The organism is Thalassolituus sp. UBA3500 (assembly GCF_002377545.1).
Taxonomy (GTDB): domain Bacteria; phylum Pseudomonadota; class Gammaproteobacteria; order Pseudomonadales; family Oceanobacteraceae; genus Thalassolituus.
The window spans coordinates 52,633-71,641 of record NZ_DFQB01000005.1; the positions used below are offsets into that span (position 1 = coordinate 52,633).

The window sequence follows — 19,009 nt, forward strand, 5'->3', positions numbered from 1 at the left end:
CGTTTTATAGAATGGCCTGAAAATAGCCAGGAATCAGACCAAAGCGGCTGTTAATTGCACGACCACAAGGCCGAAGATACCGGCGATCACATCATCAATCATAATACCGAAGCCGCCATGAACCTTGGCGTCCAGCCATTTGATAGGCCACGGCTTGATGATGTCAAAGAAGCGGAACAGCGCAAACGCATAAGCCAGCCACAGCAAATCAGTGCCTAAATTGCCCGACACTGGCAGCCACAACAACGTAATCCACACCCCGATCCACTCGTCCCAAACGATACCGCCAAAGTCATGCACGCCCATATCGCGAGACGTTATCTCGCAGATCACCACACCAAAAGCAAAGCCTGCGAGCAAAACACCGATATAAGGCAAGGTCGGGACACCCTGTAATAAAAACCACCATACCGGCAGCGCAGCCAACGTACCCCAAGTGCCTGGAGCCTTCTTCGCCAGACCAGAGCCCAGGCCAAACGCCAACAGGTGAATCGGGTTTTTCATATCAGGAGGTGTCATAACATACTCAGCACAGATCAAAACGTACTAGAGAGTATACCGACAAACACGCAATGTAGGAGGGGATCTTATCCCCGAACAACTTAACCCAATAAGTCTAATGGACTCGACGTCCCAGCAAAATGCTGACCGATCACATGCGTATAAATCTGGGTCGTTGCTACATCGCTGTGACCGAGCAACTCCTGAACCGTTCGAATATCACGACCACTGCGTAGCCCTGATCCAAATAACAGTGAAAAAATAAGACGATCCCGCTTATTACAAACGTCGAGCAGTTGCCCTACCTCACTCGTTGATAACACAGTGGGCAAGTGCCGCGGACGGCTGGCAAATGAAAAGCCGATATCCCCCAAAGGTTGGTTCAGATATTTGTTGTAAAGGAAGGCAAGGGCATTCAAGGCGACCTTCTGAGTGTTAATCGCAACATCACGCTTATTCGCCAGAAAACTCAGAAACATCACCACATGGTCGGGCCCAAGGGTCGAAGGATGCTGCAACCGATGGAAGCGGATATAGAACCTGATCCAATAGATATACGTATGTTCAGTACGAATACTGTAGCCATGAAGGCGCATATACTCGCGCACCTCAGTCAGAAATCTACTCTTAGCCATCCTGGCCTCCAAATGTAAAGAGATACTGTTTAAATATACAGTATATTTTGCGATTTTCCAGAAAGTATGGCACGCTTTACATTCGTGCTTGCGCGGTTTGCCGGGCGATAGTACCTTAAACAGTAGACGAATCAGATACTTACAAACTTGGTTTACAAGTTTATGTGCGCACGTATATCGAAATAACAGGCGTGCGCGTTTTTCTGAAAGGGAGATTTGAGTTATGGAAGATTTCTCAATGGTGTCAATAAGTTACTGGGGAAACCTCGAAAGAGTGTTCCAGGATAAACGCGCATGCACACTAATAACCTGTTATGCGTACTCGTAGGCTGTATCCATGTTGAGTAAGATCTTGATTTACATTATTTCAGCAGCGTGCTTAATTGCGTTGACTTACTGGATATATCTGTACATAACCGACGCTCCAAAAGTAGTGAGCGTTGAGCGCGGAGTAATAAGCTCACACCGTGGCGAATCAACATTTGTTGAGTTAGAAAGTGGTGCAATAATCGAAACACCGATTTATGAGAGTCAGCAAGGTTCTGAAGTGCTTGTTGTTGTGAAATCGGGTAGGAGAACGGGTAACATCTCATACCTAATATCTAAGCCTTCAAAGATCTTGATAGCAGTAGACGCTGACAGTTTCGATGAAGACGGCAATTGGAAGTAGCGCATAACAAGGCCAGTAACAGCGAGCAATTTTTCCGTCGCTTTTTCGTGGCGGGCGCTACGCTGCCACAAAAAATCCACTCCAAAATTGCCGCGTTCTGGCGGCGTTATATTTACAAATGCCCCACCTTCACATAAATCAATGCGCCATCTTCTTTCGTAAAGGGCGTATGCTGGCTCATGTGGGGGTTACGAAGCCAAGTGCCTTTGGGATATTGGCCATGCTCATCGTAAAACGTGCCTTCCAATACAAAGATTTCCTCCCCTCCCCAATGGTTGTGCGATTGAAATTGAGTGTGAGGTGACCATTTAACTAAGGCGACCTTCTCACCTTTAAACTCATGTAACGGCATCACCGTTAGCCCATCTACAAGCCCTTGGTGCCACGGGTGGTTTTGAGTGTCTATCATTTTTTGCTCTGTGTCGTCCTGATCAAATTGATGTAGCTTTACCAATATAGTTGCACCCTCTTTACCTATATTTGGTGTGTGAGACGTACCAATTGGATTGCGCACATAGCTCCCCTTTGCGCAGTTCTGATGCTCGTCCGAAAACACACCATCAAGCACTAAGAATTCTTCTCCACCACTATGAGAGTGTGACGAAAACGCGGTGTGTGGTGCATAACGAACGATAGAGGTCGCTCGTGCAACCTCATCTCCAACGCGATCAAGCATCATGCGCTCAACGCCAGGCATAGGAGAATCAACCCACTTATAGTCGGCGGGTTGAATTACTACACGTTGCTTGAAATCAGCATTGATTAAGGTAGTCATATTGACCTCTAATAAAGATTGTTGCCTAATTTCTGCCAGCAATAACGCCGCCGTCAACGTCCCAAATCGCGCCTGTTATCCAGCTTGCACTCTCGTTCAAAAGAAACATGATAGCGTTGGCAACGTCATCTGGTGTACCAATACGACCAATGGGATGGAAGCTGTCAAAACCTGCAAGGGCATCGTCCATTTCTGCTGGATCGATAAAAGTTTCGTAAATTGGCGTTTTCACTACCGCAGGTGACACTGCATTTACCCTAATACTATGGTCGGCTAGTTCCATTGCCATATGCTGCGTTAACGCGTGTAATCCTGCTTTTGCCATGGAATAAGCAGAAGAAGGGGTTGCTTTGATCGCTTGCTTTGCCCACATTGAACCAATATGAACAATGGAACCACCTCCATTGTTACTCATATTTTGGGATACGGCTTGGCTTATAAAAAAGGTAGCCCGATTCAGTACAGCATAAGCATCATAATCCTCTAATTCGTGTTCCAAGTATGGCTTAGGGTTGAAGTAGCCTGCCGAATTAACAAGGTATTGGATATGCCTTTCGTCCGAGTTTATCGCTTGAATCACTCTGTCAACATCTTGTTGCTCATAGAGATTGGCTTGTAATGTCTCAATATTAATATCATTGCTCGCTATTGCGGTTAACTGAGACTTGGCCGACTCCAGCTTTTCAGCGTTGTTGCCTAAGATAATAACACTGGTCCCTTGAGCGACGAGTTGTTTTGCTGTTGCCAGCCCCATTCCGCTCGAACCACCGATGATTAATGCGATGTTTGAAGTTGTCATAGATTTTCTCCGATATATGTTAAGGTACGGAGAGAATTTATCGAATCACTGTGGCGTTAAAAAGTAAGTACAAATTGGTAAGGTAGGTACTTTTTGGTACATCTTTATGAAAGATAGAGAAAAAAAATATTTGAGAAAAACTGCACCTACTGAAAGTGCAAAGATAGTGGAGACTATTTATGGCTGTAAATGGTCTCTTACGGTTTATCAGCTCTTGGCTGATGGAATCAATCGGCCTGGTGAAATGGTGCGCAGCATTGAAGGTTTAACCACTAAAGTTCTGAACCAGTGCCTACGTAAAAATACGGAGTTTGGGATCTTGGAGCGGATTTCTTACAATGAGGTGCCACCGAGGGTGGAGTACGAAGTCACTGATTTCGGAGCCAAATTTATGAAAGTGCTTGATGAGCTTGAAAAACTACAACGTGAAATTGAAAATAAAATATAACAAGCGCGTCAATTAGGACGCTCGCGAGCTCGCGCCTATTACGCGGGCGTTATGCACTTGGCTCAGTAGTGATAACGTAGTTGTGCAATAAGAATGGATTCTTGATGAATTTTATAAACTATTCGATGCTCGTCGTTAATGCGTCGAGACCAATACCCAGAAAGGGCATGTTTCAAAGGTTCAGGCTTTCCAATTCCTTCGAACGGTTCTCGTTGGATTTCTTTGATGTCAACGAACGTGCAGAGCAACAGGAGCTATTACCAGTACTGATCAAAGTGTATCCAACGGGTCAACATCCACATGCCACCGCACTTTATTGAATCCCTTCAAGGTCTGAAGCTGTTTTAGTGCAGCATCCAGTGTCTGGTGCAGGGCTTTACGTTCGCTGCAGAACACTTGCAGCTGAAAACGATAGCGGCCATTTCGTCGCTCCATAATCGCAGGCACAGGCCCAAGCAATGTTACCGGAGCATCTTTCTGGCCGTATTGTTTTAACCAGTGTTGGAGTATGTGGCGGGCCTGCTCAAGAAATCGCTGCGCGGTTCCTCTGTCTTCACATTCGCTACGCAGCATGGCCATGTGGGAGTAAGGCGGTAGTTGTTGATCTAAGCGCTCGCGTAATATCGACAGTGCTAACGCGTGATAACCGTCATCTATTAACAGGTTGAGTTGCGGATGGTCGGCATACAGGGTCTGAATCCAGACATCGCCGGGGCTTTCTGCGCGCCCGGCCCGCCCTGCAACCTGCTTAATTAATTGTGCTGAGTGCTCCATGCCCCGGAAATCCGCACTGAACAATCCAGCATCGCTGTCGAGAATGACCACAAGCGTCACATCCGGAAAATGATGCCCTTTGGCCAGCATTTGCGTGCCAACCAGAATGCATGGGTCACCGGTATGAATTTCTTCGAACAAATCATCAAATGCCTGTTTGGTGCGCACGGTATCACGGTCGACACGCTTGACCGGCGTCTGTGGAAATAATGCAGACAGGTGATCTTCAATGCGCTCTGTGCCCTGACCGATCGGTTCTATGTCTGGCGAATGGCAGTCAGGGCACACTTTCGGCACCGGCTGCTGATAATCACAGTGGTGGCAATGCAGGTGCGGAGGATATTGGTGCAGTGTCATGCGCGCATCGCAACGTCGGCATTCTGCGTTCCAGCCGCATTGTTTGCAGGCGAGTAGTGGTGCAAATCCCCGGCGGTTTAAAAATACTAATACCTGCTTGCCCCGGTTCAGGTGTTGTTGCATCGCGCTGAGTACCGGTTCGGCGAAACCGTGAACCAGTGGTTGATGCAGAATACTGTGCAGCTTCATACCCGGCGGTCTCGCATTGCCAGCGCGGCGGGTCAGTTTCAAATGAAGGTACTTACCCGTTAATGCGTTATGAAGTGTCTCCAGCGATGGCGTCGCCGAGCCAAGCAGAACAGGCACTTGTGCCTGATGGGCGCGAACCAGTGCAAAGTCACGCGCCGAGTAGCGCAGACCATCCTGTTGCTTGAAAGAACCATCGTGCTCTTCGTCCAGGATAATCAAACCCAAGTCTGGTAATGGCGTGAATACTGCTGAGCGTGTGCCAATCAGAATGCGTGCCTGGCCTTCACGCGCCTGTCGCCAGCCCTGAAGTCGTTCGCGGTCATTGAGCCCGGAATGCAGCAGGGCAACCGGAACATCAAAGCGTTCCTGAAAGCGCCGCACCGTTTGTGGTGTTAAGCCGATTTCGGGCACCAGCAGCAGTGCTTGTTTTCCCTGTTGAATCACTTGTTCGATCAGCTGGAGGTAGACTTCGGTTTTACCAGATCCTGTCACGCCCTCAAGCAGGCAGGCTTTAAATTGCCCAAGTACGGCACTGACTTTATTTACGGCTGATGCTTGCTCTTCGTTTAACGTCAGTGCTGGTCGAACCGATTCTGGTAGTGCCGGGACAGGTAATCGCGTCTGCTCTTCAATTAAGCCGAGTTCGGTCAGCTTACGGCACTGGGCAAGCGAGAAGCCCTGAGCTGTCAGAAACCGATGAGTAATGTATTCCTGCCGTTGAAACTGTTGCCACAACGCCTGCTGCTTACTGCCTTTGAGGGCGGGCTCGGTATCGGGCGGAGGGATACGTTGCCAGCCGCTTTCGTTGGCTTCGCTTAGCTTAGCGCCGCGCCGCAGCATGGTAGGTATCCAGTGTTCCAGCACGTCCCCGAGGCTGTGGTGATAGTAATCAGACATCCAGCGGGCAAGACTCAGGTCGCGCGGCGCGAGTAATGGTGCATCATCGAGCCGTGCTAACAGGGGTTTGAGCTTGTTTGCGGGAACTTCACTGGTGTCACGGGTGCCTAAAACAATGCCAGTGAGCAATTGTTTGCCAAAGTCTGCACGAACCCGCTGTCCGGGCTGGTAGTTTTCTCGGGCGTCACCCTCTACCGGCAGGTAGTCAAAGGTGCGTAACAGGGGGACGGGCAGAGCGACGTCGACAACATAAAAGGACATGAAAAAGCTTGCTGATACGGAATGCTCTGGTATTATGCGCGTCCTTATTGCCCTTGCAAGGGTATATTGTATCTATAACAAGCCAGTAGCGCGGTGCATACCGATATTGGGCCCGGCCTGAGAGATCAGGCGAAAAGAGTGGTCCCCGGGATGTGGCGGCGCGAAGACTGTGAGGTGATTTATGAAAGACGGTATTCATCCTGAGTACGCTACCCTGGAAGCAACCTGCTCTTGCGGTAACGTAGTTAAGACTCGCTCGACCAAGCCAGGCACTATGTACCTGGACGTATGTTCTGCATGCCACCCGTTCTACACTGGTAAGCAGAAAGTTCTGGATACTGGCGGTCGTATCGACAAGTTCCAGAAGCGTTTCGGTGGCTTCGGCGGTAAGAAGTAATCGACGCGTTCTGAAGAAGCCCGCTTTTTGCGGGCTTTTTTGTGCCCGTCGTTTGTGCGCTGATCATCTATCTGAAAGTGCTTACTGACCACATTGCGCTCTGGTATCGGAGCATTCTGATTTGATATTCTGACACACAGTCGGGACGGCCCGGCCAGCACGTCGCTGAACACCACTGGACGGCCAGTCACCCTGAAACCTATGGGAGACTGACATGCAACGACGCACTACCCTCAAGAATCAAACACCCCTTCGCCAGTTTTCATCCATTCCTGTGATCGATATTTCGGGTTTGTATTCCACAGTGTCTGCTGAGCGACACGCTGTTGTGGCGGATATCCGCAATGCGGCGAGAGACGTTGGCTTTTTCTATATATCCGGACATCAGATTCCTGACGATGCCACTGATGATCTGATCGCAGCTGCTAAGCAGTACTTTGCTCAGCCTTATGAGCAGAAAATGCAGAACTACATTGGCTTGTCACAGAATCACAGTGGCTATGTCCCGGAGGGCGAAGAAGTCTTTTATAGCCCGGACCAGAACTCTGGTTCAGACAGGCCTCGCGATCAAAAAGAGGCGTACGACATTAACTACGACCTGAGTGACCTCAGTTACCAGCGGCCCATGCTTGGCCCTACGTTGTGGCCTGATAATGACGATTTTAAAGCGAAAGTAAGTCGTTACTACAACCACGGAACCGAGCTTGCAAAGGTTCTGTTCAGGGGTTTTGCTCTTGCACTTGGGCTGGAGGAGACCTTCTTTGATGGCAAGCTGATTCGCCCTCCTAACCAATTACGTTTAATTCATTATCCTTATGATCCCGAGGCGGAAGACGCTCAGGGTATTGGGGCGCATACGGATTACGAGTGTTTCACCTTGCTGCTACCCACCGCCGACGGTCTTGAAGTGTTGAATGGTGAAGGGCGCTGGATTGATGCGCCGGTGATTCCAGGATGCTTCGTCGTCAACATCGGCGACATGATGGAGCTACTGAGTAACGGTCGTTTCAGAGCGACGACGCACAGGGTGCGCAAGGTGAGGGAGGAGCGCTATTCGTTTCCGCTGTTCTGCACCTGTGATTACGATACAGTCATCGAACCCGCAATAGGCGCCATCGAAAGTACCGATAAACACTATGCGCCAGTAAAGTGCGGTGATCATTTGTACGCCCAGACCATTGATACATTCGCGTACCTTCAGAAACGGCTCAATTCAGGAAAAATAGAGCGCCCAGAGACACACCTTGATATCGGCTTTGGCCGGGAGGAGCAGGCGTTATGACGCAGTGGTTGGATAGCTTATCCCGTGTTGCGAACACACAAGGCACTGTCTGGCCATCGGGCTCTGTACCTGAATGGATGTGTGGAGCCTTCCGACGGCGCAGCATCAGCTTTGCAAACGGGTTAACCGATACTGATACTCGTGTCTTCTGGATTCAGTCGGGCGCTTTGACGATCGATCTGCGTTTACCGCTTGAGTACGAACAAAAGGCCGAGCCCGAGAATAAGGCGGATTACGAAGGCTGGTACGCCCACAGTATCTGGCGAAATAAGCTGCTCGATTGGCAGGGCGGTGTATCTTCGCTGAGTGAAAACCGCTGGCCAGAACCTGCAGAACTGAGGCGTGTCGGTAACTGCATGATGGAGTTTGCTCCAAGCGGTGCGTATGTCGAAGACAGGCGCTTGATGAATAGCGTACCAGGCCTGTTGGCAGGTCTGGAGTTTGTTTCTGAAGAAGACTTGAACACAGGTAGTAAACGCTCTGTGCAGGGAGCACTCATTATTGCCGGTGACCACATCGGTGGCGTTCTCAAAACTTCTGAAAATGACGTTATTACCGATGTCGGTGAGTGTGTGCAGGATGATTTCATTGTCCGGCACTCCCGCGATATTCACAGGGTAGGGCAGGCCATGTTCAGTCGGCTGTTCGAGGCCGACGACGGCGAGTTCATTTTTGATGCCCGGCAACCGGATTACCTGACGCTGCTGGCTGGTCAGAAAGCCTGGCTGTTTCGTATTGATACTCTTGTTCATGACTTTCAGTTCGCCCCAAACACATCTCAGCCTGAGAGTGCAGAGCGCTGGTTTCAACAATTTCGGGCGACGCTGGGCCGGTATCTGAGACGAGTGATGTGAGCGGGGAGTGAGTTCACATAGCCCATGGCGAGCAATTCCTCCAGTGCCTGCTATGCTTAAAAGTCAGGTAAAGCAGTTGGGTTCTGGAGCCTCCAATGGAAGACGAAAAAGAGTTTGATCTCAGTGAAGGGCAGCGCATTTCTCTGCTTGAACGAACGGTGTCTTTTAATCGTAAGGTTGTGATTGTACTTGTCGTGCTCTCTGTCGTTGGACTGTCAGCGTTATCAACCCTGGGTATTGTTTCTTTATTGAAAGAAGACGTTGCCTACGCGAAAGCCGCAGAACTGGAACTGGTGAAAAAAGAAAATGAAGCGTTGCGCATTCAGATGGCGGCGTTTGAAAAATCACTGGTGCAATACCGTATGATTATGGACACCAGTCAGGCGTCTGGCTTTAAAGAAATTCTTCTCGATCAGGAGCAGAGCTATCAGACGCATCTCAGTGCGTTAAAACAGGGGATGCGTGATCTCGCGAAAATGATGCCGGGCTCGCGTACCTGGTTGGAGATGTATGACGAACAAATGGATATCGCATTGGAAGAAAGCCGCCAGCGAGTTCAGAAACTGGCGGCTATTCAGACTTCGGAGCTCAGGAAGAAACCTGCAGCAACGTCGCCCTGAATAAAGATAAGTACTTAGCCGCGATGGTCAGAGACAAAAGGATTGTGCTGACGTTCGTGGCCGAAGGTTGAATTCGGGCCGTGCCCACAAATAAATTCAATATCGTCGCCCAGCGGAAACAGCTTCTCGCGGATCGACGATACCAGTTCATCAAAATTCCCTTTCGGAAAATCCGTACGGCCAATCGAACCATTAAAGATAACGTCGCCGACCAGTGCTTTTTTACCCTCTTTATCGAAAAACACCACGTGGCCCGGTGTATGTCCGGGGGTATGGATGACTTCCAGGGTAATGTCTCCCACCGTGACGGTGTCGCCATCGTTCAGCCATTGATCGGGGGTGAAGGCTTCAGCCTGTGGAAAACCGAACATCATGGATTGCTGCGGCAGAGACTGAATCCAGAAGTCATCTTCTTTGTGTGGACCAATGACAGGAACATTCAGATCACGGGCAAGGCCCGCTGTGCCCCCGGCATGATCGATATGCGCGTGAGTTAACAGAATTTTAGTGGGTTTAGCGCCCATGCGCTCAAGCTGCGCTTTGATCTTGTTCGTCTCACCGCCCGGATCGACGACCGCGGCCTCGTTGGTGTTGTCACACATGAGAACAGTGCAGTTCTGCTCAAAGGCAGTGACAGGAACAATGGCGATCTTTAATGCCATGACGGCCTCCTTAAAATACTTCAACAACGTCGGGTGACTGACCCGCGAACTGCGGCATAGTCATGCCTGCACGCGCGTTAATATAGGTCGGATCAGTGACTGTGTACTGGCGGCCATTGTAAACGATTGAGTCACCGTTCACCCGCCCGGTAAATTCGACGGCAGCGGCAACGTGTCCTGGGTAATCCAGTAAGACAACGGGCAGGCGGAGAAGGTCATGCACCAGCAGAGAGAAAAGTGCGGCTCTGTCTTCGCAGTCTGAGGCAGAATAATGCAGGGTTTCGAGCGGGAACAGGTAGTTTTCGGCGTTGAATTGCTGTTCGTCGGTCTGATACTCGAACGCGTTCTGGACAAAGTTAAGCAGGCGGTTAACCGCGACTTCTTCAGAGTGCCCCTGGAGTAATGGCTTTAGCTGCATAGTGAGCTCTGCTCGTGTCGCTGCGGGCAGATCCAGAATAGGGTAGCGTGGCAGATTAAGCTGAGGCATTGAGTTCAGATAATTAATCTGTTCAACCGGATATGTGACAACGATATCGACGACCTTGTCACCCTCCTGATAACTGAGCGTTCTTTTGCGGATAGCACCCTCGCCGTTAAAGCGTTCTGGCATTTTGAAGGCGACCGGACGAGATGCAGTTTCGTGCTGTTTGCCGTAGGTATACACCTTACCTGCAATTCTGACATCGCCATTGAGTGGCAAGGCATAGTAGCGCTCACCGCCGAGTGTGAAGTAAGTAACGCCATAGACATCGTCGTCAGCGGGCATAAGCAGGTACAGGCGGTCGTTGTAGGCGAGGCGGGCATCGTAGCCGAGTTTTACGAGCATGAACCAGCTCAACATAATGCGGCTGTCTGCGTTGCGAGTAACGGCCTGAGCGTAATCTGATACGAGCCGGGCAGTCGCCCAGTCACTGAGCAACAGAGAGGTTTTCGTCGCCTTAAGTTGCTCTAGCGCAGGTTTGAAGTCGCTGCGAGCCAGAGCCTCCCATGCGGTGGCAATGGCGTCGGATGACGGCTTTGATGAAAAGGCGCGCGGCATGGCCTTGTTGTAGGGTAGACGTAAAGCGTGGCCATAAAAGTCAAGATTGGCAGCCGGGCCTGTGATCTGAGGTGCAGGCCTGACTTTTCTGGGGGCAGTCTCAGGCGTTGTATTTTCTGGCAATCGTGTTGGCGTTGGCACTGGAACGGTCACGACGGGTGTAGGTTCTTTAGCCGTCGTATCGGGTGCATCGGTCGGCGTGTCTGCTGGTGGTGCTTCGGGGATCTCTGTCGGTTTTGGGGCTTTATCTTCTTCTTCGCCTGATTCTGTGTCGACTGGCTCCCAGCGCTGCTTCAGAAACCCGATAAAGGCTTTATCATTCTCGTCGAGGTAGCTTTGAAACTCTTGCTGAGTTGCCGCGCGCCAGCGCTCGTAATCGCTCATCCCCGGGTTTGCGATGACGGATAGTGCGGCTGTGCACGCTGCCAGGCCAGTGGTTATTAGCGTGAGGCGGAAAATATGTTTCATTGGAGCTCCCTCAAAACAAAAAACCGGTACAGAGTTGCCCCGGTACCGGTCTGGATATCATGCGATGAGCTGACTCAGTTCATGTTCAGCATTTCTTCGCGCATTTCGTCGAAAGACTTCTGTGACTGGAATTTCTGCCACAGCGCTTTCTCGTTATTCATCGAGGTTTTCAGGGCCTCTTCTGCCAGCTGGTTCACGGTGTCGGCGTCGAGACCAACGAGAACCACCATGCCGCCGCTCGGCGTGGGCATCTGACGGAAGATCTTGCTGCCAGTCAGTGTCTGCTTGGTAATCTGTTTTGTTGTCACAGAGTTAACCTGATCAACCGTTTCGTCGTCCGCGGTGCCCGTGGTTTCGGCGTACTGCTTGATCATGTTCTGAACTTCAACCTGCATCGTCTGAGCAAGTTCAACACGAGCAGCAGTGGCTGCCATCTGCTTCATGAAGTTTGCGCCAGCCGCAGACTTGTCGGCATAACCAACGGCGGTCAGGTCGACGCCATCAACAGGTGCACCGCACACCCATGCAGGAGCAGGTTGCATGCTGCCATCGGCGAATACACATTCAGCAACTTGAGGTGCCGGTTCGTTAGAAGAACACGCAACCAGCAGAGTGGCGGCAGCGGCAGTAAACAGGTGACGGATGTTCATCCTTAATCTCCTACAGGTGTTTTAAACGATTCATTCGAGAATAGCCGAAGCAATATTAAAATACCACCGCACTCAGGCGGCTATTCCCGGCAGGTCTGATCTGCGTCAGGCTCAGTGCTGGTGGCCGCCAACACCGTGGGCGTGGCCGTGATCAAGTTCTTCTGCAGTCGCTGCACGAACGTCCAGAATTTCGACGTCGAAATGTAAGGTTTTTCCGGCAAACGGGTGGTTCGTGTCTACGTCGGCCATAAAGCGTCCGACCTTGACGATAGTGACCTGACGTTCGCCCTGATCGGTATGCACCGAGGCGACCATACCTTTGCTCCACTTCTTTGAGCCTTGCAGGTGCTTTACCGGCACACGCTGAACCGAGCCCTCTACGCGATGGCCATAGCCGTTCTCAGGTGTGACGGTGATTTCGAGTTTATCTCCGGCCTGTTTGCCCTCAACAGCCTTCTCGAACCCCGGAATCATGTTGTTGTGCCCTTGCAGGTAAACAATCGGATCGTGACCCGCTGTAGACTCAATCTGTTTGCCATCGGCATCTTTAAGAGTGTAGTGAAGCTGAACAACCGTATCTTTGGCGACAATCATGGGCGTTTCCGTAATTCGTAAATAGTGTGATCAGGGACAATCTATAGGGCGTGAAGTATCCGGTATCCGTGTGTTTACTGCAACGCTGACGCCTCTGTGCGATAATCCCCGCCTGTCCGGATTGATAGTCTTCAGATTGTCAGTCTCAGGAGGGGAACCCGGTGGAAATCCGGGGCTGTGCCCGCAACTGTAAACAGTGGCTTTTAACCAGTCGACTGTCAGCCAGATTGCCTCCCGGACGTGCAACCCTATTTCTATGATCGAGCGGGTTACTCGATGATGAACTCTCTGTTCGGGCAGGTTTCTACTGCGTCCCCGAAGTGCGTCCATCATCCGTATTCTGCCCTTAACGTGCCGATATTGAACTTATGTACGGATGTCGATGGTAAATCAGCCTCAAAACAACAGTCACGGCCCTGGCGATGCAGATCTGGCGCATATTAATGTTGAGCGCTTGTCTCTGACCTTGGGGGTTAACGCTATTCTGCGGGATATTTCGTTCACTGTAGAATGCGGCAGCCTAACCGGTATTGTTGGGCCTAATGGTGCGGGCAAGTCGTCGTTACTGAGAGCAATTTACTGCCACCGCTACGATCAACCGGCCTCGCTGTCGGGTCAGGTGATGATTGCCGGGCATCCCGTGCATAAGATGAACAGGCGTGAGCGGGCCTGCAAAATTGCCGTCGTGCTGCAGGAATCTGCGCTGCCTTTTGAGGTCTCCGTGCGCGAAGTACTTGCCACCGGCCTGACGCCTCGCAAGCCATTGTTATCCTTTACCAGCAGAGACGACACCCAGCTGATTGAGCGTATTGCCGCAGATCTCGATGTGATGCGTTTTATTGATCGTGACTTTGGCTCCCTGTCGGGCGGCGAAAAGCAGCGAGTATTGATTGCCCGTGCGCTGGTGCAACAACCTCAGATACTTCTCCTGGATGAACCCACCAACCATCTGGATATTCAGCATCAGATTGAGACACTCAGTCTGGTCCGCTCATTGGGCGTAACCGTTCTTCTTACCATTCACGACCTGAATATGGCTGGTGCATACTGCGACCAATTATTGGTGCTGAATAAAGGTCAGTTGGTCGCTAATGGTAAACCCGATCAAGTACTTAATCGCGAACTGATTCAGGATGTATTTCGGGTCTCTGCGGACGTTGCCATCGTCCGGAATACGCATACTCAGGAGCGCCGTATTCGTATCGCTTACGATATGCCCTCCCGCGTGCCCGTGGCTGCCCAACCTTCCAGGGAGTTCAGAAAATGAAAATACCGTACGCATTCGCGGTCGTACTGGCGTTCTCTGTTCTTTGCCTGTCTGTGATGGGGGCAGCGGCACAAGGTTCGTTTGATTTATCGTTCCTGAATGTTTTGCATGGAATGTTCATCTGTCCCTGGGCCGACCAATGTCAGCTGTCTCTGATTGAACAACAAATTCTTACCGACATTCGTTTACCGCGTATTTTAATGGCACTACTGGCCGGTGCGGGCCTGTCGGTCACTGGCGCCATCCTTCAGTCCGTGACACGCAACCCGCTCGCTGATCCTTACCTTTTTGGTATTTCATCGGGTGCGGCATTAGGTGCCGTGTTAGCGATGTCGGCTTTCTCAGGAATGCTTGCCGCAACGGGGCTGAGTGTCGTGCTAAACGTGACGACCGGGGCCTTGGCCGGTGGGGCGTTATCTGTATTTCTGATGCTGACGCTTGCGGGGAAATCCGCAATTCAGGTTGAAAAACTACTTCTTTCCGGGGTGGCGGTTTCTTTTATGCTCAGCGCATTTACCAGTCTCGTTATTTATTACTCGACGCCCGAAACCGCAGCGACCTTGTTGTTCTGGCTGATGGGGAGTTTTTCGGGCAGTAACTGGGCTGACCTTATGCTGCCATTTCTGGCGGTTACGCTTGGCAGTGGTCTGTTTTTTATATTCTCGCGCTGGCTGGTGGTAATGCAGCTAGGCGAGGAGAGTGCCGCCACACTCGGTGTGCCCGTGCATAAATTACGTTTAGGTATGTTGCTTGTGTGCTCCGCAATCACTGCGATTCTGGTTGCTGAGGTCGGTGGCATAGGTTTCGTCGGGCTTATGATTCCTCATATTGTTCGTTTGCTCGTTGGTGGTCAGCTGCACCGGGTATTGCTTATGTCTCTGTTGATCGGTGCGACCTTTATGATCTGGGTCGACGTATTGGCCCATTCTTTACTTCAGGATCAGGTTTTGCCCGTTGGTATTGTTACATCCGCGCTGGGCAGCCTTTTCTTTTTTATTATTCTTAAACAACGACAGAGTCGTTGATGGCAGGTGTTATGTTTTCGGTTTCTCCGGTGTCCCACTCTCGGGATGCTGTCATCCAGCAACGCATTGATATGAAAACCAAACCCCCAGGAAGTCTGGGGCGGTTGGAATCATTGGCGGCTCAGTTGGCAGCGATCACCGGCGTTGAAAAAATTCGACTACATAAACCTGTCATGATCGTATTTGCGGCTGATCATGGCATTGCCGAAGAAGGCGTTAGTATTGCGCCTGCAGCGGTCACTCAGCAGATGGTTAAGAATTTTATTGATGGCGGGGCGGCAGTGAATTGCTTCTGTCAGGTTGCCAGTATGTCTTTGTACGTGGTGGATGCCGGTATTCTTAATGCAATAGAAAGTGGGCGGGTTATTAATCAGCGTTTGGGCGCTGGCACTGACAATATCGCTAAAGCCCCAGCGATGTCGCGCGAAACCGCGGAGTCAGGGTTGACCCTTGGAGCTGACGTCGTGCGTCAGCGTGTTGCGGAAAGCAGCAATGTATTTGCCTTCGGCGAGATGGGAATTGGTAATACCTCAGCGGCATCTGCTGTGCTGGCAGTTATTCTCGGGCGCTCAGTCGAGGAGACTTGTGGTCGTGGAACTGGCATCGATGATGATGCATTTGAGCGTAAAAAGTCTTTGATTGCAGCGGCGTTCGAACGTCATCAAGCGACTCAGTCGCCTGATGATACGATCAATATTCTTGCCTCGCTTGGCGGCTTTGAAATCGTCCAGATGACAGGGGCAATGTTAGCTGCGGCAGAGCAGCAGTGCGTCATTATGGTGGATGGCTTTATCGCTTCTGTAGCGGCTCTGGCTGCGGTCAGAATAGCCCCAGAGGCTCGGGATTATATGGTCTTTTGTCATCATTCAGAAGAACAGGCCCATTCTCTGATTTTAGAGGCGTTGGACGCTGAACCCTTGCTTGACCTCGGCCTGCGACTGGGAGAAGGAACTGGCGCTGCATTGGCGTATCCTTTGTTGCAGTCGGCGCAGTCTTTCTATAACTACATGGCCAGCTTCGATGACGCAGGTATTACTGCGGTATGAGTCAGATACGTGAGCAATTGAACCTGTTTTGGATTGCTGTGGCGTTTTTCACACGGATACCGGTACCCGCGTCGGTCGAATTCAGTCAGGCGAGCCTCAATCGAGCCAGCCGTTATTTCCCCGCGGTAGGCTGGTTGACCGGTGTGCTTTGTGCTGCCGCTCTCTGGCTGTTTATGCAGGTATTTCCTCAGGATGTTGCCGTCGTATTATCCATCGCAGTGAGCCTGCTGCTTACCGGCTGCTTTCATGAAGACGGCCTTGCAGATAGCAGCGACGGTATGGGGGGCGGCTGGACCCGCGAGCAAAAGCTCAGCATCATGAAAGACTCTCGCATCGGTACCTATGGCGCTGCGGCTCTCTGGGTCTCTTTAACGCTCAAGTTTGTTGTTTTATCCCAGCTGATTAATCCTGTTTTTGCATTACTGATCGCACATCCGTTAAGTCGCGTAATACCGACGGTATTTATCACTGTGATGACCTATGTCTCAGACGCAGATACGTCGAAAGCCAAGCCATTGGCAGAAACGGGCTCCAGAAGTGACACAGCTATTGCAGTGCTAACAGGCGGTCTTGCGTTGTTGGTCGTAGCAGATGCTCTGGCTGTCCTGACTCTTCTTGTTGTGCTTATTGTTTTAGGGTTCGCCGCGTATGTTTTTTTACAGCGTCAGCTTGGTGGTTTTACTGGCGATGCGTTGGGTGCTGTTCAGCAAGTCGGAGAGTTATCTATTTATCTGTCCTTGTTGGCGTTAAGCGGAGTGGCGCTATGATTCACCTTATAACGGGCGGTGCACGATCGGGTAAAAGCAGTTACGCCGAACAACTCGCAAGTATGCGGGCTCAGGTCACATACGTAGCAACTGCGACTGCATGTGATGACGAAATGGCGACGCGCATTCAGCGTCATAAGAAGGATCGACCGGCGCATTGGGCGTTGGTAGAGCAGCCTTTTGAATTGTCCTCGGTTGTGAATGATTCATCGTCAACGCTCCTGATTGATTGCCTGACGTTATATCTTACCAACTGGCTTTGCAGCGAGTCGCGTTGGCCTGATTATGAGCAGGAAAAGTCTAAATTTCTGGCAGCGTTAAGAAATACGTCTGAGGTGTGTCAACGACATATTTTTATTGTCACCAATGAAGTGGGTAGCGGGATTGTGCCGGTCGGAGAATTAAGTCGTCGCTTTGCTGATGAAGCGGGCTGGCTGAATCAGGCCGTAGCTGCCATCGCGGATGACGTTACCCTGGTTGTTGCTGGCTGTCCGCTTGCCGTGAAACGCAACGGAGTGCTGCTTCATGGCTGATACTAATACTTCGTTACCGGTAAAAGGCTGCCTGATGATTCAGGGCACGACGTCTGATGCTGGTAAAAGTCTCTGTGTGACTGCACTTTGCAGAATACTCAAGCGTAAAGGCATTTCGGTTGCACCGTTCAAGCCTCAGAACATGGCATTGAACAGCGCGGTTACTGCTGACGGTGGTGAGATTGGGCGAGCCCAGGCCCTGCAGGCGGAGGCATGTGGTTTAGAGTTATCCACGGATTTCAATCCGGTTCTTCTGAAACCGAACTCTGATATGCGTTCTCAGGTCATTATTAATGGAAAGGCCGTCAGCGAGCTCGACGCACGACGTTTTGGCAATATCAAAGAGTTAGCGTTTGACCATGTATTAGCGGCGTTTCAGCGTCTCAAAGAGCAGTACGATGTGGTGATCGTTGAGGGTGCAGGCAGCCCTGCTGAAGTGAATCTACGCAAAAACGATATCGCCAATATGGGATTTGCCGAAGCGGTAGATTGCCCGGTTATCCTGATTTCGGACATTGATCGCGGCGGTGTATTTGCGCACCTTACTGGCACAGTAAATATTCTTTCTGCCTCTGAGCAGGAAAGAATCAAAGGCTTTCTGATCAATAAATTTCGCGGTCGGATCGAGTTACTCCAGGATGGTCTCGACTGGCTTGAGGACTACAGCCAGAAACCCGTACTGGGCGTGCTTCCTTATATTATGGATCTGCGTCTTGATGCGGAAGACGGAATCAATCGCACACTTCATGAAGAAAACCTGAGTCACTCAGACCAGCAACGTATTGTGATCAAAGTCCCTGTCCTGCCCAGAATCAGTAACCATACGGACTTTGAACCCTTGCTGCAGCATTCGGGCGTCGTACTTGAATATGTGACGACGGGAGGTGATTTTTCGGGAGCTGATCTCATTATTCTTCCGGGCAGTAAGAGTGTTCAGGCTGATCTGGCTTATCTTCGGGAGCAAGGGTTCGACCGTCAGGTTTTCAAGCATCTGCGTTACGGTGGCAAGGTGCTTGGTATTTGTGGTGGTTTTCAGATGTTGGGTCAGAAAATTTCTGATCCGGAGCAGGTCGAAGGCTCGATTGCCGAGTCTGAAGGCCTTGGTTTGCTTGATATCAGTACTCGGCTTACCGCAGAAAAGCAGCTGAAAAATGTAGACGGTGTACTGGTCAACTCCGGAAATAAAATTAAAGGTTATGAGATTCATTGCGGGATCAGCGAGGGTGTGGGCCTACAGTCGCCTTTTTGCCATGTGAGTGATCAGAATGATTGTGCTTACACTGACGGTGCCGTATCTGATGACGGCCAGGTGATGGGAACATATCTTCATGGAGTATTCGATCACCCAGAGGCGTGTGCATTTATTCTGGAATGGGTCAGTGGCTCACCAGTAACCGCTGAGGATTGGCAAGTATTGCGCGAACGCGAGATCGAGCGCATTGCTGATATCTACGAACAACATATCGACATGGAAGCGCTACTTAATATTATCCAATAGC

19 protein-coding genes, 3 pseudogenes and 1 riboswitch are annotated in these 19,009 nt (G+C 50.8%); of the genes and pseudogenes, 11 read left to right on the plus strand and 11 right to left on the minus strand.

From position 1 onward, the window contains the following. Window positions 1–33 precede the first annotated feature (33 nt). The 5 genes and pseudogenes from B2R29_RS02330 to B2R29_RS02345 form a co-directional block, all read right to left on the minus strand. A complete protein-coding gene (locus tag B2R29_RS02330) occupies window positions 34–519 on the minus strand; it encodes a phosphatidylglycerophosphatase A family protein (RefSeq protein ID WP_287027206.1) in 486 nt (161 codons plus the stop codon). An 83-nt stretch (window positions 520–602) separates the two neighbouring features. Beyond that, window positions 603–737, minus strand: a pseudogene (locus tag B2R29_RS16910) (tyrosine-type recombinase/integrase); the annotation flags it as partial. A 144-nt stretch (window positions 738–881) separates the two neighbouring features. After that, a pseudogene (locus B2R29_RS16915) lies at window positions 882–1,136 on the minus strand (site-specific integrase); the annotation flags it as partial. 782 nt (window positions 1,137–1,918) lie between these two features. Further along, complete coding sequence (locus tag B2R29_RS02340; protein ID WP_301179609.1) at window positions 1,919–2,581, minus strand: cupin domain-containing protein; 663 nt, start codon at window positions 2,579–2,581, stop codon at window positions 1,919–1,921. Between the two features lie 25 nt (window positions 2,582–2,606). Further along, a complete protein-coding gene (locus B2R29_RS02345; RefSeq protein ID WP_301179610.1) occupies window positions 2,607–3,380 on the minus strand; it encodes an SDR family NAD(P)-dependent oxidoreductase in 774 nt (257 codons plus the stop codon). Between the two features lie 106 nt (window positions 3,381–3,486). Between B2R29_RS02345 and B2R29_RS02350 the strand changes: the two genes are divergently transcribed. After that, complete coding sequence (locus B2R29_RS02350; protein WP_301179611.1) at window positions 3,487–3,828, plus strand: winged helix-turn-helix transcriptional regulator; 342 nt, start codon at window positions 3,487–3,489, stop codon at window positions 3,826–3,828. 62 nt (window positions 3,829–3,890) lie between these two features. Here the strand turns inward: B2R29_RS02350 and B2R29_RS02355 are convergent. Together B2R29_RS02355 and B2R29_RS02360 are read right to left on the minus strand one after the other, a co-directional pair. Further along, window positions 3,891–4,055, minus strand: a pseudogene (locus B2R29_RS02355) (Txe/YoeB family addiction module toxin); the annotation flags it as partial. A gap of 43 nt (window positions 4,056–4,098) precedes the next feature. Then, a complete protein-coding gene (locus tag B2R29_RS02360; RefSeq protein WP_301179612.1) occupies window positions 4,099–6,306 on the minus strand; it encodes a primosomal protein N' in 2,208 nt (735 codons plus the stop codon). 181 nt (window positions 6,307–6,487) lie between these two features. On the opposite strand from B2R29_RS02360, the gene rpmE reads away from it, so the two are divergent. From rpmE to B2R29_RS02380, 4 genes are all read left to right on the plus strand, one after another. Beyond that, window positions 6,488–6,703, plus strand: a complete 216-nt coding sequence (gene rpmE / locus B2R29_RS02365) for a 50S ribosomal protein L31 (protein ID WP_068435180.1) — start codon at window positions 6,488–6,490, stop codon at window positions 6,701–6,703. A gap of 214 nt (window positions 6,704–6,917) precedes the next feature. Next, complete coding sequence (locus B2R29_RS02370; RefSeq protein WP_301179613.1) at window positions 6,918–7,985, plus strand: isopenicillin N synthase family dioxygenase; 1,068 nt, start codon at window positions 6,918–6,920, stop codon at window positions 7,983–7,985. Next, on the plus strand, window positions 7,982–8,839 hold the full coding sequence (locus B2R29_RS02375; protein ID WP_301179614.1) for a hypothetical protein: 858 nt from the start codon (window positions 7,982–7,984) through the stop codon (window positions 8,837–8,839). Before B2R29_RS02370 ends, B2R29_RS02375 begins: the two co-directional genes overlap by 4 nt. 95 nt (window positions 8,840–8,934) lie before the next feature. After that, complete coding sequence (locus B2R29_RS02380; RefSeq protein WP_301179615.1) at window positions 8,935–9,459, plus strand: hypothetical protein; 525 nt, start codon at window positions 8,935–8,937, stop codon at window positions 9,457–9,459. A gap of 14 nt (window positions 9,460–9,473) precedes the next feature. Here the strand turns inward: B2R29_RS02380 and B2R29_RS02385 are convergent, their stop codons facing one another. The 4 genes from B2R29_RS02385 to B2R29_RS02400 form a co-directional block, all read right to left on the minus strand. Continuing rightward, window positions 9,474–10,121: an MBL fold metallo-hydrolase gene (locus tag B2R29_RS02385; RefSeq protein WP_301179616.1), complete on the minus strand. Its 648-nt coding sequence runs from the start codon at window positions 10,119–10,121 to the stop codon at window positions 9,474–9,476. Window positions 10,122–10,131: 10 nt separating this feature from the next. After that, window positions 10,132–11,628: a hypothetical protein gene (locus B2R29_RS02390; protein WP_301179617.1), complete on the minus strand. Its 1,497-nt coding sequence runs from the start codon at window positions 11,626–11,628 to the stop codon at window positions 10,132–10,134. Window positions 11,629–11,702: 74 nt separating this feature from the next. Continuing rightward, on the minus strand, window positions 11,703–12,278 hold the full coding sequence (locus tag B2R29_RS02395; protein WP_301179618.1) for an LPP20 family lipoprotein: 576 nt from the start codon (window positions 12,276–12,278) through the stop codon (window positions 11,703–11,705). Between the two features lie 111 nt (window positions 12,279–12,389). Beyond that, complete coding sequence (locus tag B2R29_RS02400; protein WP_301179619.1) at window positions 12,390–12,872, minus strand: FKBP-type peptidyl-prolyl cis-trans isomerase; 483 nt, start codon at window positions 12,870–12,872, stop codon at window positions 12,390–12,392. A 100-nt stretch (window positions 12,873–12,972) separates the two neighbouring features. After that, a riboswitch (cobalamin riboswitch) is annotated at window positions 12,973–13,125 on the plus strand. Window positions 13,126–13,254: 129 nt separating this feature from the next. On the opposite strand from B2R29_RS02400, the gene B2R29_RS02405 reads away from it, so the two are divergent. Genes B2R29_RS02405 through B2R29_RS02430 form a run of 6 tightly spaced genes read left to right on the plus strand, consistent with a single transcriptional unit; the run spans window position 13,255 to window position 19,008 of the window. Continuing rightward, window positions 13,255–14,139 carry an ABC transporter ATP-binding protein gene (locus tag B2R29_RS02405; RefSeq protein WP_301179620.1) on the plus strand — a complete coding sequence of 295 codons (885 nt, stop codon included), beginning with the start codon at window positions 13,255–13,257 and terminating at the stop codon, window positions 14,137–14,139. Next, entirely contained in the window at window positions 14,136–15,164 is a 1,029-nt protein-coding gene (locus tag B2R29_RS02410; protein WP_301179621.1) for a FecCD family ABC transporter permease, read from the plus strand. The genes B2R29_RS02405 and B2R29_RS02410 overlap by 4 nt, the downstream gene beginning before the upstream one ends. Beyond that, window positions 15,164–16,210, plus strand: coding sequence for a nicotinate-nucleotide--dimethylbenzimidazole phosphoribosyltransferase (gene cobT, locus B2R29_RS02415; RefSeq protein ID WP_301179622.1), 1,047 nt, complete (start codon window positions 15,164–15,166; stop codon window positions 16,208–16,210). Before B2R29_RS02410 ends, cobT begins: the two co-directional genes overlap by 1 nt. Then, a complete protein-coding gene (locus tag B2R29_RS02420; protein ID WP_301179623.1) occupies window positions 16,207–16,977 on the plus strand; it encodes an adenosylcobinamide-GDP ribazoletransferase in 771 nt (256 codons plus the stop codon). Before cobT ends, B2R29_RS02420 begins: the two co-directional genes overlap by 4 nt. Then, window positions 16,974–17,510 carry a bifunctional adenosylcobinamide kinase/adenosylcobinamide-phosphate guanylyltransferase gene (gene cobU, locus B2R29_RS02425; protein ID WP_301179624.1) on the plus strand — a complete coding sequence of 179 codons (537 nt, stop codon included), beginning with the start codon at window positions 16,974–16,976 and terminating at the stop codon, window positions 17,508–17,510. Before B2R29_RS02420 ends, cobU begins: the two co-directional genes overlap by 4 nt. After that, entirely contained in the window at window positions 17,503–19,008 is a 1,506-nt protein-coding gene (locus B2R29_RS02430; protein WP_301179625.1) for a cobyric acid synthase, read from the plus strand. The genes cobU and B2R29_RS02430 overlap by 8 nt, the downstream gene beginning before the upstream one ends. Window position 19,009: the final 1 nt, after the last annotated feature.

Bases quoted from the DNA above. Each gene is read 5' to 3' on its own strand.
- B2R29_RS02330 (WP_287027206.1), bottom strand. From the start codon at position 519: ATGACACCTCCTGATATGAAAAACCCGATTCACCTGTTGGCGTTTGGC.
- B2R29_RS02340 (WP_301179609.1), bottom strand. From the start codon at position 2,581: ATGACTACCTTAATCAATGCTGATTTCAAGCAACGTGTAGTAATTCAA.
- B2R29_RS02345 (WP_301179610.1), bottom strand. From the start codon at position 3,380: ATGACAACTTCAAACATCGCATTAATCATCGGTGGTTCGAGCGGAATG.
- B2R29_RS02350 (WP_301179611.1), top strand. From the start codon at position 3,487: ATGAAAGATAGAGAAAAAAAATATTTGAGAAAAACTGCACCTACTGAA.
- B2R29_RS02360 (WP_301179612.1), bottom strand. From the start codon at position 6,306: ATGTCCTTTTATGTTGTCGACGTCGCTCTGCCCGTCCCCCTGTTACGC.
- rpmE (WP_068435180.1), top strand. From the start codon at position 6,488: ATGAAAGACGGTATTCATCCTGAGTACGCTACCCTGGAAGCAACCTGC.
- B2R29_RS02370 (WP_301179613.1), top strand. From the start codon at position 6,918: ATGCAACGACGCACTACCCTCAAGAATCAAACACCCCTTCGCCAGTTT.
- B2R29_RS02375 (WP_301179614.1), top strand. From the start codon at position 7,982: ATGACGCAGTGGTTGGATAGCTTATCCCGTGTTGCGAACACACAAGGC.
- B2R29_RS02380 (WP_301179615.1), top strand. From the start codon at position 8,935: ATGGAAGACGAAAAAGAGTTTGATCTCAGTGAAGGGCAGCGCATTTCT.
- B2R29_RS02385 (WP_301179616.1), bottom strand. From the start codon at position 10,121: ATGGCATTAAAGATCGCCATTGTTCCTGTCACTGCCTTTGAGCAGAAC.
- B2R29_RS02390 (WP_301179617.1), bottom strand. From the start codon at position 11,628: ATGAAACATATTTTCCGCCTCACGCTAATAACCACTGGCCTGGCAGCG.
- B2R29_RS02395 (WP_301179618.1), bottom strand. From the start codon at position 12,278: ATGAACATCCGTCACCTGTTTACTGCCGCTGCCGCCACTCTGCTGGTT.
- B2R29_RS02400 (WP_301179619.1), bottom strand. From the start codon at position 12,872: ATGATTGTCGCCAAAGATACGGTTGTTCAGCTTCACTACACTCTTAAA.
- B2R29_RS02405 (WP_301179620.1), top strand. From the start codon at position 13,255: ATGGTAAATCAGCCTCAAAACAACAGTCACGGCCCTGGCGATGCAGAT.
- B2R29_RS02410 (WP_301179621.1), top strand. From the start codon at position 14,136: ATGAAAATACCGTACGCATTCGCGGTCGTACTGGCGTTCTCTGTTCTT.
- cobT (WP_301179622.1), top strand. From the start codon at position 15,164: ATGGCAGGTGTTATGTTTTCGGTTTCTCCGGTGTCCCACTCTCGGGAT.
- B2R29_RS02420 (WP_301179623.1), top strand. From the start codon at position 16,207: ATGAGTCAGATACGTGAGCAATTGAACCTGTTTTGGATTGCTGTGGCG.
- cobU (WP_301179624.1), top strand. From the start codon at position 16,974: ATGATTCACCTTATAACGGGCGGTGCACGATCGGGTAAAAGCAGTTAC.
- B2R29_RS02430 (WP_301179625.1), top strand. From the start codon at position 17,503: ATGGCTGATACTAATACTTCGTTACCGGTAAAAGGCTGCCTGATGATT.